Genomic DNA, 14,176 nt, shown 5'->3' with positions numbered 1-14,176 from the left:
TGGGCGCAAGAATGTCGAAAAAAAGAATGACGTAACTACGTGAAATAAAAGCTTTTATGATTAACGCATGATTCGGACAGCCAGGATCAGGCGTTATGAGGGAGTGTAATGGAATCACAAAAGATATAAAGGTATACCTTTATATCTTTTGATCGGTTTCACATTAATTTAACCAACGATACATCTTCGCTGGTCTGAAGTGAGAGATTGTGCAAAAAAACGCCGAAGCACGCCAGCGCCGTAATCGCAATCAGGGTTGAGTGAGCAGTGTGCAGTCGTGATCCTGAATTTCTTCCGCCGACGCCCGGTTAAACGTCAGCCAGTTGCGTTGCGTCGCTAACAGAACAAACGTGTCATCGCTTTGACGCGCCAACGCCAGCGCATAGCTGCCCATCCGCTCGCGCGCCTCCGGCACCTCTTCCGCCAGCATCATAAACGGACTGCGCTGCGCCAGTTCGCTTTCTGTCACGCGACGGGCAAGGTATTCGTGTCCGCGCAGTCCGCCCGGCAGCGGCAACCAGCGGGTGCTGATTTGGGCCTGGTTAGCGTCCAGTTGCGCTCTGACATCAGGACGCAGGCAGGAGATATGGATGTGGAAATGATTTTGCGTCCGTCCGCTGCGCGAATTGATTGCCAGCGAAACGACGCTGTCCGGAATATCCTGACCATACTTCTTGCTCATAAAATCGCGAGATTGCCAGGCCAGCCAGAAAAAATTCGCCGTGTGTTGTTCCACCAACAGCGGACTCTCGGTGCCGTTAATGCGCCAGGTCGGCATCAGCAGATATTGCAGCGGACCATTGCGGTCTTTGAAGACCACGTATCCGGCATCGGGCTTCACTTCGGCGCAAGGCGCAGGGTTTTGATGCTGCAACTGATTGGGCAGACATTGCTCAAGGACAATCTTACGCAACGCATCCGGATTTCCGGCCAGCTTCCAGTAGCCAAAACCGGCTACTGCTGCAATAACGACAACGGCCAGTAACCCATAGCCAGTTTTTTTCATAACGCGTTCCCTGTATCTCAACGGCCTGCAAGAGTAACGCAAAATCATGACAAATAAAAAAGCCCGGCGGCAAATGCCTCCGGGCCTCTTCTGCGATCCGCGCTTAACGCTTGCTGATCTGATCGAACGTTCCGCCGTTCGAGAAATGTTCTTTCTGCGCTTTCGTCCAGCCGCCGAACACCTCATCAATGGTGAAGAGTTTCAGTTTCGGAAACGCATTTTCGTATTTCTTCGCCACTTCCGCATCGCGCGGACGGTAATAGTTTTTCGCCGCGATCTCCTGACCTTCCGGTGAGTAGAGATACTTCAGGTAAGCCTCCGCCACGGCCTGGGTACCTTTTTTCTCGGTCACTTTATCAACGACGGAGACCGTCGGTTCAGCCAGAATGGATTCGCTCGGCGTCACGATTTCGAACTTATCTTTGCCCAGCTCATTGGTCGCCAGCAGCGCTTCATTCTCCCAGGCGATCAGCACATCGCCGATTCCGCGTTCCACGAAGGTATTGGTTGAACCGCGCGCACCAGAATCCAGCACTTCGACGTTCTTAAACAGCGCCTTCACGAAATCCTGAGCTTTGGCCTGATCGTTGTTGTTGTGGTGCAGCGCATAGCCCCACGCCGCCAGGTAGTTCCAGCGAGCGCCGCCGGAGCTTTTCGGGTTCGGCGTGATCACAGAGACGCCAGGCTTCACCAGATCGTTCCAGTCATGAATTTGCTTCGGATTGCCTTTGCGAACCAGGAACACAATGGTGGAAGTATAAGGCGCAGAGTTATCCGGCAGGCGTTTGATCCAGTTTTTATCAATACGGCCGCGCTCGGCAATCGCATCAACATCATAGGCCAGCGCCAGCGTCACCACATCCGCTTCGATACCGTTAATCACCGAGGTGGCCTGTTTGCCCGACCCGCCGTGCGACTGACGAATCACTACGTTGTCGCCTGTCTCTTGCTTCCAGTGTGCGCTAAATGCTTTGTTGTACTGCTCGTACAGCTCACGCGTTGGATCGTAAGACACGTTCAGTAATTGAATATCCTTTGCCAGAACGCTGCTGGAAGCCAGCAGCAAAGTTAACCCCACGCCCCATTTATTCATCGCCCAACTCTCTTATGTTGTGTTGTGATGAGCAAAGCGTGCCAGAAAGAAATCCAAACATTAAAGAATAAAAAAAGATTGGCTATAACTAAGGGGAATATATGAAGGGCTTATGCCGGATGGCAGCTGACGCCTTATCCGACCTACAAGTCTTTGCGATCTGTAGGCCTGATAAGCGTAGCGCCATCAGGCGCAGAGAAGAATTAGTACAGTTTCTTCGCGCAATCCAGCCAGTCACCTTTGAACGGACGCTGCATGTTTTCGATAGCGTCGATAATGTCATGGTGAACCAGTTTTTCGTTCTGAATACCGACGCAACGACCGCCGTGACCTTCCAGCAGCAGTTCGATAGCGTAAGAACCCATACGGGAAGCCAGGATGCGGTCGTAAGGTACCGGAGAACCGCCGCGCTGGATGTGACCCAGTACGGTCGCACGGGTTTCACGGCCCGTCTCTTTCTCGATGTAATGTGCCAGTTCGTCTACGTCGCACATGTGCTCGGTGATCGCCACGATTGCGTGTTTCTTACCCTTCGCAATGCCCGCTTTGATTTCATTGACCAGATCGTCCCGGCTGAATTCCACTTCCGGCACCACAACGAACTCACAGCCCCCCGCAATCGCTGCGGCCAGGGTCAGGTCGCCGCAATAACGGCCCATCACTTCAACGATAGAGATACGCTGGTGAGAAGACGAGGTGTCGCGCAGACGGTCAATCGCTTCAACCACGGTGCCCAGCGCCGTAAAGTAACCAATGGTGTAGTCGGTGCCTTTGATATCGTTATCAATAGTGCCAGGTAAGCCGATGCACGGGAAGCCCATCTCAGTCAGGCGTTTTGCCCCCATGTAAGATCCGTCACCGCCAATTACCACCAGCGCGTCGATACCGCGTTTTTTCAGGTTTTCGATAGCCACGGCGCGGATGTTTTCGTCACGGAACTCCGGGAAGCGTGCGGAGCCCAGGAAGGTACCACCGCGGTTAATCATGTCGGACACGCTATAACGGTCAAGCTGCACCATACGGTCTTCGTACAGACCCAGGTAGCCATCATAAACACCCATGACTTCCAGTCCTTCCGTCAGTGCTGCACGCACCACACCACGGATTGCTGCGTTCATGCCCGGCGCATCACCGCCGCTTGTCAACACACCGATTTTCTTAATCATGACTACCTCTGAACTTTGGAATGCAAAATGAAGTCTGTTGCCGGAAGTCGATCCTGCATAGCGAGACGATCCAACGAATATGCAAATAGTATAACAATCACTTCCTGCTGAATTGATTCAGGTCAGGCCAAATGGCGGTAATTTATACACAAAATGCGGGCCTGGCTCTCTTTTTTACGCTCACTTACGAAAGCTCAAACCTTTTGCCTTCCCTGGGGACGACGGAACACGGGTCCTGATGGATAATGACATCGGATCCCGGAAAACGCCGTAAAATCGCCTGCTCTACCTGTTCAGCCACAACATGCGCCTGAACGAGCGGCAGATTATCTTCCATTTCCAAATGAATCTGAATAAAGCGGGTCGGCCCTGACTGCCGCGTACGGAGATCGTGAGCACCACTGACACCAGGCCATGATGTCACGATTTCAATAATTTCCTGACGTTCTTCATCGGGTAAGGCACGATCCAGCAGTGACTGCACTGCCTCATAGCCCATGCGTAATGCACTATATAAAATATAGATGCCAATCCCCAATGCAAACAGTGCGTCCGCACGATGCCAGCCGTACCAGGCCAGACCGAGCGCCACGAGAATCGCACTGTTCATCATAACATCAGACTGATAATGAAGCATATCTGCCCGCACCGCCTGGCTTTGCGTCCGTTTCACCACCCAGCGCTGAAACGAGACCAGCACCACTGTACTGATCAGGGCGATAATGGTAACCACAACCCCCACGCCCGGATCGTTCATTGGCGTTGGTGAAATCAGATGCTGAATACCGGTTAAAAACAAAAACAGCGCCGAACCGGAAATAAACATACTTTGCGCCAGCGCGGCCAGGGATTCCGCTTTGCCGTGGCCAAAGGTATGTTCATCATCCGCTGGCTGCAGCGAATAGCGCACCACTAACAGGTTAGTGAGCGATGCGGCGATATCCACCAGCGAGTCGACCAGTGCCGCCAGAATACTCACCGAGCCGGTGTACCACCATGCAAAAATTTTGATCAAAAGTAACAGCGACGCCATCACTGTCGCGGCAATGGCCGCCCGACTGACTAACCGCCCATAAGATTGATTCATAAACACTCCTGCCATCTCATGCCGGTAGTATAACGGAAGGTGTAAGACAGTCAGCGATTATGAACATGACAATTTTCAGGCAAAAAAAACCCCCACATCATGTGGGGGAAGACAGGGATGGTGTCTATGGCAAGGAAAACAGGGTTTACTACTGGGAACGTGAGTTGCTACTACTCAATAACTTCAACGAAGAACTTTTTTGCCATTGCGTCACGTCGCGCAACTGCTCCATTCTTTGTTGATGCTTCTCGTTCAAAACCGCTTGCTGCTCGGGGGTAAGCAGGCGATACATCTGGTTGCGAACTCTGGCCATTTCGACCTGTCTGGCAACCTGTGCCTGCGCCATCTTTTCTGCCTGAGCGCGAACAGCGGTTTCATCAAAATTTTCTGCGGTGACAAGGCGATGCATTGTCTCCATTTCGCTAACATTAACAGGCGGCTGTTCATGTCGGGCCTGTTGCATCAAATCTCGCATCTGTTGACGCTGATGTTCGGTTAAACTTATGCCGTCAAACATATGGCTTTGTACAGTGCGCGGCGCAGCGGATTCTCCCGGGTGCCAGTTATCGCCTGTAACGACTTCAGCTGCATGGCTAACCGTACTGAGTGCCAGCGTTGAGGCCATGACGGCAGCGGTAACTTTGCGCATCATTTGCTCCCAAAATCTTTTCTGTCGCGATTCAACGAGAGACAGTTTACGATTCGGGCTGCAAACATGCGTCAGGGGGTGTAAAACAACGTAAAGTCATGGATTAGCGACGCCTGATGACGTAATTTCTGCCTCGGAGGTACTTAAACAATGAATAAAATCCTGTTAGTTGATGATGACCGAGAGCTGACTTCCCTGTTAAAGGAGCTGCTCGAAATGGAAGGCTTCAATGTGCTGGTTGCCCATGACGGGGAGCAGGCGCTTGAGCTTCTGGACGACAGCATTGATTTACTTTTGCTTGATGTCATGATGCCGAAGAAAAACGGTATTGATACGCTGAAAGCGCTTCGCCAGACACACCAGACCCCTGTGATTATGCTGACCGCCCGCGGCAGCGAATTGGATCGCGTACTTGGCCTCGAGCTGGGCGCGGATGACTATTTACCGAAACCATTTAACGATCGTGAACTGGTCGCTCGTATCCGCGCTATTTTGCGCCGCTCGCACTGGAGCGAACAGCAGCAAAGCAGTGATAATGGCTCACCGACGCTGGAAGTGGATGCCCTCAGCCTCAATCCGGGCCGCCAGGAAGCCAGCTTTGACGGGCAAACACTGGAGTTAACTGGCACCGAATTCACCCTGCTCTATCTGCTGGCGCAGCATCTCGGCCAGGTGGTATCGCGTGAACATTTGAGCCAGGAAGTGCTGGGTAAACGCCTGACGCCTTTCGACCGCGCCATCGACATGCATATCTCCAACCTGCGGCGCAAACTGCCGGAGCGGAAAGACGGACATCCGTGGTTTAAAACCCTGCGTGGTCGCGGTTATCTGATGGTTTCCGCTTCATGATAGGGAGCTTAACCGCGCGCATCTTTGCCATCTTCTGGTTGACGCTGGCACTGGTGTTGATGTTGGTATTGATGTTACCCAAGCTCGACTCACGCCAGATGACCGAGCTACTGGACAGCGAACAGCGCCAGGGGTTAATGATTGAGCAACACGTTGAAGCTGAACTCGCGAACGATCCACCCAATGATTTGATGTGGTGGCGTCGCTTGTTCCGTGCGATTGATAAGTGGGCGCCGCCTGGACAGCGATTATTGCTTGTGACCACAGAAGGACGCGTGATCGGCGCTGAACGCAGCGAAATGCAGATCATTCGTAACTTTATTGGTCAGGCGGATAACGCCGATCATCCGCAGAAGAAAAAGTACGGCCGCGTCGAAATGGTCGGGCCATTCTCCGTAAGAGATGGGGAGGATAACTACCAGCTTTACCTGATTCGACCAGCCAGCAATTCCCAATCCGATTTTATCAACCTGCTGTTTGACCGCCCGCTGTTGTTGCTGATTGTCACCATGTTAGTCAGCTCCCCTCTGTTGTTATGGCTGGCGTGGAGTCTGGCGAAACCAGCGCGTAAATTGAAAAACGCGGCGGATGAGGTGGCTCAGGGTAACCTGCGTCAGCATCCGGAGCTGGAAGCTGGCCCGCAGGAGTTCCTTGCCGCTGGCGCCAGTTTCAACCAGATGGTGACGGCCCTGGAACGCATGATGACGACACAGCAGCGCCTGTTGTCAGACATCTCACACGAACTGAGAACTCCACTCACGCGTCTGCAACTCGGAACCGCGCTGTTACGTCGCCGCAGCGGCGAGAGCAAGGAGCTGGAGCGTATTGAGACCGAAGCCCAGCGTCTGGACAGCATGATCAACGATCTGCTGGTAATGTCGCGCAATCAGCAGAAGAACGCGCTGGTCAGCGAAACGATGAAGGCCAATCATCTGTGGGGCGAGGTGCTGGATAACGCTGCCTTCGAAGCCGAGCAGATGGGTAAATCACTCACGGTGAATTTCCCGCCGGGACCGTGGCCGCTGTACGGTAACCCGAACGCGCTGGAAAGTGCGCTGGAAAACATCGTCCGTAACGCTCTGCGCTATTCACACACGAAGATTGAAGTCGGCTTCGCGGTGGATAAGGACGGTATTACGATCACGGTGGATGATGATGGCCCAGGCGTCAGCCCGGAAGACCGCGAGCAGATTTTCCGCCCGTTCTATCGTACTGACGAAGCGCGGGATCGCGAATCCGGCGGCACCGGTCTGGGTCTGGCGATTGTGGAAACCGCCATTCAGCAGCATCGCGGCTGGGTGAAAGCCGAAGACAGTCCGCTGGGCGGCTTACGGCTGATTATCTGGCTACCGTTGTATAAACGTTCGTAATCGCTTCACCGTAGTGCCGGATGGCGACAAGGCCGTCCGGCTTCCCGGTTACTTGCCCCACAAACGTCGTGACTGATCTTCGATTGTGCCGCTCAGTCGGCGCTTTTGCATCGTTCGCGTCCAGCTCTTTGATAGCCCCGCTGCTGACAATAAGCGGTGATACTGTTCATCATCAAAGGGCATATGCCAGGCAATGGCGACAGCTTCCTGTACGCTGACGTCGCTAACGCGGGAGACCAGTTCCAGCGGCGCATCGGCTGACACCATGCCTGGCGCAATCACGCTGCACAGCCAGCCCGTTTTGCCACAGTTCTGCATCAGGCTTGCCATATCGCTGATACCAAAGTGGAAATTGAGCTTAAAGCACGGTGAACGCGGCTGCGTGACCTGAATCAACGCCTCGCCCCAACGGAAAATATCGCCGATATACACATTTTGTTCCGTCAGGCCATCGGTAGAGAGGTTCTCGCCAAAAGCTGGCGCCACGAATTGATCCGCCTGCTCCGGGAACTCACGTGCCCAGTACAGATAATGCTCGCGTGGATAGTGGCACAGTGCACGATCCGGACCGCCGTGGATTTTCGTTTCCGCCTGTTCATCACCTTCCAGGCCCAGTTCCGTCAGCATCAGTTCGCCATCAACCTGAATTTTGCCAATCGCACTGGGGCGGCTCCCCGTGTACTCCTGAATCTTGCCGCTGAATACCGCTACTGGATATCGCATCTGGCCCCTCTCTCCGATAAGTTTGCCTTATTTAACCACAATTATTTTACCTCAACCGCGCAAAATGAGAGCACGGTTCACACGACGCGCAGATATCCATGCTATCAATGGAAGTGATTTTGAAACGCCATTTCATAATAAGGAGTCAACAACGTGACAGGTCAAACGCAGTTTGCTGGCGTCTGGTGCCCCTCCATTACGCCAATGGATCAGGATGGTAATATCGATCTCAACGGTCTGAGCCAACACCTTCAACGCCTGACCGAGGCAAAAATCGACGTGATTTTGCTGATGGGCAGTATCGGGGAATTCGCTTCCTTCACCCTCGACGAACGCTTGCTGCTGATTCGCGAGGCGCGCGCCATGAGCTCGCTGAAGATGGTGGCTAACGTCTCCTCCACCTGCATCCACGATGTCTTACAGATGGCGCAGGAAGCGTATCGCACAGGCTACGATGCAGTGATGGTGCTGCCGCCGTATTACTACGGTCAAACGCCGAAGCAGCTGCTGAGCTACTTTCGCCAGGTGGGACAAAAGCTCAGCGGCAAATGGTTCGCCTACAACTTCCCGCCGCGCACCGGCAGTGACTTAACGCCGGACCTGGTCGCCCAGCTTGCCAGCGAATTCCCGAACTTCGCCGGGATCAAAGATACTGTCGACTGCCAGTCGCATACCCGCAGAATGATCGAGGCAACTCAGGCCGTGCGTGACGACTTTGCCGTACTTTCAGGCTATGACGAGTATTTCATTCCCAACTTGCTGGCTGGCGGTGCGGGGATTATCTCCGGACTCAACAATGTCATGCCGGAGCTGTTTGTCAGCGCACGTGAAGCATTCAAAGCCGGTGACCTGGCTGCCCTGCGCGACATTCAGCAGAAAATTGGCGTGTATATGTCGATTTATGCCATTGGCGAAGATTTCGTCACCACCATCAAGACGGTGGTATCGCGGAAGTTTGGTTATTGCAGCGGAGTTTCACGTAATGCGGGCGGCGAGTTGAACGAACACGACTGCCGGACGATTGATGAGGTATTTGGTCGTTAAAAGACAAGGCCTGGTGAGATTCACCGGGCCTTTTTACGCGGAAAAAACAGGCCGGATAAGCGTAGTGCCATCCGGCATTATTGGGTTATTTCACTGCATGCTGGATGTCGACTGTCGCCGCTTTCGCTTTGACCTTCTTCGACCAGATGGAGGTGATAATCGGCACCAGGATTGACGTCACAATCACCGAGGTGGCGACCAGCGAGGTTGCCGCCGGCGCCATCGGTTTAAACGCGGGCACCATTTCGGCGATCAGTACCGGTGTCGCCACTGCGGCACCTGCTGAGCTGGAAGCGGCAATCCCTGCCGTACCGTCGCCGCCGCCAATCAGTTTGTCGGCAACGATCAGCGGAATACCGGTCACGATAATCACCGCAACCCCCAACAGAATGCCCAACAGACCGGTCTGCGCAATCACGCTCAGGTCGATGGTGTTGCCCAGCGCAAAGGCGAAGAAGGGGATCAGCGTCTGAACGGCTTTACTGAAGAATTCGCGCAGTTCAGGGTCCAGGTTACCCAATGTGAAGCCCACCAGGAATGGCAGCACGGCACCGACAAAAACATGCGGTTCAAACGACGCAATCCCGGCCGTACCGAGGATGATCATCGTCATCAACGGGCCTGATTCCAGTGACATCAGAACAAATGCCCCGGCCTCTTCTTTGGTGCCGTACTGCTGCATGATCGACGCGTACAGCCCGCCGTTGGTCATATCCATTGCCGCAACCAGCGCCAGTGTTGACAGCCCGGCAAAGAACCCTGCCTCCACACCATGTTCAGGGATAATCCGTGAGGCAATCGCCGCTACCACCCATGCCACCGCAATTTTGGTCACCACCAGCGTACCGGACTTACGCAGGACGGTCCCCGTCGCGCTCAGCTTGATGGAGGCCCCCATGCAGAAAAACCACACGGCCAGAATTGGCACCGTACCGGTGATCATCCCGTTGGTGAATGAGCCAAAATATTTCCCCGCGTCAGGAGAGAACGTGTGGCACAACGCGCCCAGGAACAAAGGGACGAGCATCATGCCACCAGGGATTTTTTCTATCGTGCGTTTAATCTGCATTTCCATCACCTTCCGATGTAAAGATGTGTCAACGATAGACATTCAGCACAATAATAAAAGTGATCCCAACCACATAACAAAACAATGTTTCATTTTTTATGGATCACTGTTTTTGGTCCGATTTTGATCACAAAAAAACCCCACCGGCCGCGCCGACGGGGTTATTCAAACGCTACATCTTGTTAAATAAGACTTATTTTTTCGCCGCGAAACGCGCAGCCGCTTCGTCCCAGTTCACTACGTTCCAGAACTCGTTGATGTAGTCCGGACGACGGTTCTGGAATTTCAGGTAGTAAGCGTGCTCCCACACATCCAGACCCACAATCGGGAAACCGGAAGCGCCAGAAATGGCTTCACCCATCAGCGGGGAATCCTGGTTTGCGGTAGAAACAACCGCCAGTTTGTCACCTTTCAGTACCAGCCAGGCCCAGCCTGAACCGAAACGGGTTGCCGCGGCTTTTTCAAACTCTGCTTTGAAGTTATCAACAGAGCCGAAATCACGTTCGATAGCCGCTTTCAGATCGCCCTGCAGGGTGGTGCCCTTTTTCAGGCCTTTCCAGAACAGGCTGTGGTTAGCGTGACCGCCCGCGTTGTTACGCAGAACGGTTTTCTTGTCGGCAGGTACCTGATCCAGTTTAGCGATCAGCTCTTCTGCAGACAGGTTAGCGAATTCAGGCAGACTTTCCAGCGCCGCGTTAGCGTTGTTTACATAAGTCTGATGATGTTTGGTATGGTGGATTTCCATCGTCTGCTTATCGAAGTGCGGTTCCAGCGCATCATAAGCGTACGGCAGGGATGGCAGTGTATAACTCATATTCATCTCCATTATTGTCGAGCGGCCGGGTGTTAACGCCGCGTAAGCAGTTGGTTCATTATAGTTAATTAAATGATATTGAAAATGATTATCAATGCCGTACTTTTAATAAGGTTATTACAAAAGCGTCTATTGTTGATTATGTGAGCCATATCACCCACTTAACCGGGTCTTTGCCAGAAAGGGAAAATCGCGGCAATCGGCAAAAGGTTATACATCTGCGCAATTTTTAAACTCATGACGTCGGAAGGGTAGAAACGACGATAAAAACAATGAGGATGATGTGATGAGTAACGCGATTACGATGGGTATTTTTTGGCATTTGATAGGCGCAGCCAGTGCGGCCTGTTTCTATGCCCCGTTCAAACAAGTGAAACAGTGGTCATGGGAAACGATGTGGTCGGTCGGCGGGATTGTCTCCTGGTTGATTCTTCCCTGGACCATTAGCGCCATGCTGCTGCCCGACTTCTGGGCCTATTACAGTTCGTTCAGCCTCTCCACTCTACTGCCGGTATTTCTGTTCGGCGCAATGTGGGGCATCGGCAATATCAACTACGGCCTGACCATGCGCTACCTCGGCATGTCGATGGGGATTGGCATTGCTATCGGCATCACGCTGATTGTCGGTACGCTGATGACCCCTATCATCAACGGCAACTTTGATGTGCTGATTAACACCGAAGGCGGGCGTATGACCCTGCTCGGGGTGCTGGTTGCGCTGATTGGTGTTGGGATCGTCACTCGTGCGGGTCAGCTCAAAGAGCGCAAAATGGGCATCAAAGCCGAAGATTTCAATCTGAAAAAAGGGCTACTGCTGGCCGTAATGTGCGGCATTTTCTCCGCAGGTATGTCATTTGCGATGAACGCCGCAAAACCGATGCATGAAGCTGCCGCAGCGCTGGGTGTAGACCCGCTGTATGTCGCGCTGCCAAGCTATGTGGTGATCATGGGCGGCGGCGCGCTGGTCAACCTGGGCTTCTGTTTTATTCGTCTGGCAAAAGTGAAGAACCTGTCGGTAAAAGCCGACTTCTCGCTGGCAAAATCACTGATCATCACCAACGTGCTGCTGTCTGCGCTCGGTGGCCTGATGTGGTATTTGCAGTTCTTTTTCTACGCCTGGGGCCACGCGCGTATTCCGGCGCAATATGACTACATCAGTTGGATGCTGCACATGAGTTTCTACGTGCTGTGCGGTGGTATCGTCGGTCTGGTGCTGAAAGAGTGGAACAACGCCGGGCGTCGTCCTGTCGGCGTACTGAGTCTGGGATGCGTGGTGATCATCATCGCCGCCAACATTGTCGGCCTGGGCATGGCAAGCTAATCACTTGAGTTACTGAGATGACGCCATTGACTGGGCGTCATCCCGGTTTCCCGCGTGAACACCACAGAAAAGTAGTTACTGTCCTCAAATCCACACTTCATCGAAATTTCACCAATCATCAGGCGGCTGTGCTGAAGCAGATATTGCGCATGGCAGACGCGAACCTGACGCTGATACTGGTTAATTGTCATCCCGGTCTGGCTACGAAACTGCTGGCGCAGCACGCGTTCACTGCACGCTTCCCGATCGCAAAAGGCATCCAGCGCAAACGGACGTTCCAGACTGGCTGCCAGCGCGGTTATCAGTTTATCCAGCAACGTTTCACTGGAGGTCGCCGGCAGCGTATCGGTGGCATAGCGATGGCGCTTCAGCGTCATCACCAGTTGGCCAAAGAGCAGCTCCGCCATATCGTTGGCGAGTGGATCGTGCTGGTTACTTTCATGCTCAATCTGGCTTATCACCTGGCGCGCCTGCGTCATTCCGACACTGCCCAGTCGCCAGTGGGGTTGCCGCGGCGTGCCGTTAAAACCCGGAATTGCACTCTCCCAGCCCAGATTCAGCTTTAGCCGCTCCGGGCAATAGATGATGTTCTGCAACACGAGGTCATTAACGGAGGTATAGGAGTGCTTGTCTTCAGCGCGGATATAAAACAGATCGCCACGGGTGATGCGATAGGGACGGTCGTTCAGCACATGCAGGCCATTGCCTCGCCAGACAATCACCAGCTCACAGAAATCATGCGTATGTTCGGCAAACACATCCTGCGGATAGCGATCGGCAACGGCGACGGCCTGTCCGGCATTCGCAAAGAAGTCGTCTTTTAGAAGAATCAGTTGATTCGCCACCAGAATATTCCTTGCCGGATGGCAGCTTCGCCTTATCCGGCCTACAAATTACGTAAACACGTAGGCCGGATAAGACGCCACCGCGTCGCCATCCGGCATCACAGAACGATGATTATCAGCGATTTGGCGGCGAAAAACGTTGATAGTATTCGCGTTACTGAAGTAACGCATCCCGTCCCTGGCGGATATCGCGAGGCGACCAGTCAAATTCACGGCGAAACAGAGTCGAAAAGTGGTTACTGTCGCCGAAACCGCAGCGATAAGCGATCTCCGTGACGCTTTCATCGCTATGGCGTAACAGATGGCGGGCCTTGATTAAACGCAGACGATTAAGATAGCGCTGCGGCGTTAACCCGGTCTGTTGTTTCAACTGGCGGTGCAATGTCCGCAGGGACAGCGAGAACCGATCGGCCAGCACCTCCCAGCATACTTCCTCGGCAAAATGATCTTCCAGCCAGGCCATCAGATGATTCAGGCGCGCATCGTTATTTTCCGCCCCTTCCATCAGGCTGCTTTTGCGTAACAGCACCAGCAACTGCATGAACAGAATTTCACGATTGGCCACGCCGGGGAGATCGCTCTCATCGCCATCCTGTTCCATTTTTGCCACCAGTTGACGTACCTGTTGCAGCGCACTCTGATTCACCCGCCAGTGGGAGGGGTACACGCCATCCTGTTCCTGCGGCAGCAATTGATCCAACCCGGCCAGGAAGCGGAATGCATCGGGCGAGCGGTAGAGCACATTGGTCAGGCAAAGATTGTCCGTATGTTCATACAAGTGCCGATCATGGTCGCGAACAAAGCAGACCGTACCACCGCTGATGGTATAGGGCTGTCCATTGAATACATGAATACCGGTGCCATGTTCCACAATCACAATCTCATGAAAATCATGATGATGTTCTGGAAAAGCGGACTGAGGTAGCCGGGGCTCAATGGCCACGGGCGCTTTACCTGATGGAAAAAAATCCACGCTGTGCAGTACGGTCATGATGGCATCCGGGTCAAATGAACATGTCAGAAATAGTAATTAAGGGTTAGCCACCTCACCTTAAATTTTTGACACGAAACCGTGCAAACAGGGTCAATTTTTCAAGAAAAGACGGGAAAGATCCGGAAATGCGGACGGCGTCACATCAG

The 14,176-nt window shown here is 53.3% G+C and carries 14 protein-coding genes; 4 read left to right on the top strand and 10 right to left on the bottom strand.

Annotation, left to right across the window (positions count from 1 at the left end; translation table 11 throughout):
- Window positions 1-250: 250 nt before the first annotated feature.
- From I6L53_RS00950 to cpxP, 5 genes are all read right to left on the bottom strand, one after another.
- Entirely contained in the window at window positions 251-1,006 is a 756-nt protein-coding gene (locus I6L53_RS00950) for a CDP-diacylglycerol diphosphatase (RefSeq protein ID WP_042325548.1), read from the bottom strand.
- A 103-nt stretch (window positions 1,007-1,109) separates the two neighbouring features.
- Window positions 1,110-2,099, bottom strand: coding sequence for a sulfate/thiosulfate ABC transporter substrate-binding protein Sbp (sbp, locus tag I6L53_RS00945; protein ID WP_042325546.1), 990 nt, complete (start codon window positions 2,097-2,099; stop codon window positions 1,110-1,112).
- A gap of 203 nt (window positions 2,100-2,302) precedes the next feature.
- Entirely contained in the window at window positions 2,303-3,265 is a 963-nt protein-coding gene (gene pfkA, locus I6L53_RS00940; protein WP_042325544.1) for a 6-phosphofructokinase, read from the bottom strand.
- Window positions 3,266-3,449: 184 nt separating this feature from the next.
- Entirely contained in the window at window positions 3,450-4,352 is a 903-nt protein-coding gene (gene fieF / locus I6L53_RS00935; protein WP_042325542.1) for a CDF family cation-efflux transporter FieF, read from the bottom strand.
- Window positions 4,353-4,500: 148 nt separating this feature from the next.
- Window positions 4,501-5,001, bottom strand: coding sequence for a cell-envelope stress modulator CpxP (cpxP, locus tag I6L53_RS00930; protein ID WP_042325675.1), 501 nt, complete (start codon window positions 4,999-5,001; stop codon window positions 4,501-4,503).
- A gap of 150 nt (window positions 5,002-5,151) precedes the next feature.
- On the opposite strand from cpxP, the gene cpxR reads away from it, so the two are divergent.
- Both cpxR and cpxA read left to right on the top strand, forming a co-directional pair.
- The gene (gene cpxR, locus I6L53_RS00925; protein ID WP_001033731.1) at window positions 5,152-5,850 is read left to right on the top strand and encodes an envelope stress response regulator transcription factor CpxR; all 699 of its coding nucleotides are present in this window, start codon (window positions 5,152-5,154) and stop codon (window positions 5,848-5,850) included.
- Entirely contained in the window at window positions 5,847-7,220 is a 1,374-nt protein-coding gene (gene cpxA, locus I6L53_RS00920) for an envelope stress sensor histidine kinase CpxA (protein WP_042325537.1), read from the top strand. Before cpxR ends, cpxA begins: the two co-directional genes overlap by 4 nt.
- 48 nt (window positions 7,221-7,268) lie before the next feature.
- Here the strand turns inward: cpxA and yiiM are convergent, their stop codons facing one another.
- Window positions 7,269-7,943 carry a 6-hydroxyaminopurine reductase gene (gene yiiM / locus I6L53_RS00915; RefSeq protein ID WP_042325535.1) on the bottom strand — a complete coding sequence of 225 codons (675 nt, stop codon included), beginning with the start codon at window positions 7,941-7,943 and terminating at the stop codon, window positions 7,269-7,271.
- 153 nt (window positions 7,944-8,096) lie between these two features.
- Between yiiM and I6L53_RS00910 the strand changes: the two genes are divergently transcribed.
- Complete coding sequence (locus I6L53_RS00910; RefSeq protein WP_042325533.1) at window positions 8,097-8,987, top strand: dihydrodipicolinate synthase family protein; 891 nt, start codon at window positions 8,097-8,099, stop codon at window positions 8,985-8,987.
- Window positions 8,988-9,072: 85 nt separating this feature from the next.
- On the opposite strand, the gene kdgT is transcribed toward I6L53_RS00910, so the two are convergent.
- Both kdgT and sodA read right to left on the bottom strand, forming a co-directional pair.
- Entirely contained in the window at window positions 9,073-10,056 is a 984-nt protein-coding gene (gene kdgT, locus I6L53_RS00905) for a 2-keto-3-deoxygluconate transporter (protein WP_042325531.1), read from the bottom strand.
- Window positions 10,057-10,249: 193 nt separating this feature from the next.
- Window positions 10,250-10,870, bottom strand: coding sequence for a superoxide dismutase [Mn] (sodA, locus tag I6L53_RS00900; RefSeq protein ID WP_042325529.1), 621 nt, complete (start codon window positions 10,868-10,870; stop codon window positions 10,250-10,252).
- Window positions 10,871-11,156: 286 nt separating this feature from the next.
- Here sodA and rhaT point away from each other — a divergent pair, with 286 nt between their 5' ends.
- Complete coding sequence (gene rhaT / locus I6L53_RS00895) at window positions 11,157-12,191, top strand: L-rhamnose/proton symporter RhaT (RefSeq protein ID WP_042325527.1); 1,035 nt, start codon at window positions 11,157-11,159, stop codon at window positions 12,189-12,191.
- Here rhaT and rhaR read toward each other — a convergent pair.
- Window positions 12,188-13,036 (bottom strand): HTH-type transcriptional activator RhaR, encoded by an 849-nt coding sequence (gene rhaR / locus I6L53_RS00890; protein WP_042325525.1) that lies wholly within the window; start codon window positions 13,034-13,036, stop codon window positions 12,188-12,190. The two genes, rhaT and rhaR, sit on opposite strands and share 4 nt — an antisense overlap.
- 154 nt (window positions 13,037-13,190) lie before the next feature.
- Window positions 13,191-14,027, bottom strand: a complete 837-nt coding sequence (rhaS, locus tag I6L53_RS00885; protein WP_042325523.1) for an HTH-type transcriptional activator RhaS — start codon at window positions 14,025-14,027, stop codon at window positions 13,191-13,193.
- Window positions 14,028-14,176: the final 149 nt, after the last annotated feature.

Origin of the sequence: Citrobacter farmeri, from assembly GCF_019048065.1 — a bacterium.
In the GTDB taxonomy this organism is placed as follows: domain Bacteria; phylum Pseudomonadota; class Gammaproteobacteria; order Enterobacterales; family Enterobacteriaceae; genus Citrobacter_A; species Citrobacter_A farmeri.
Note: the sequence above shows the minus strand (reverse complement) of the source record. Positions and strands in the feature narration are given on the sequence as shown.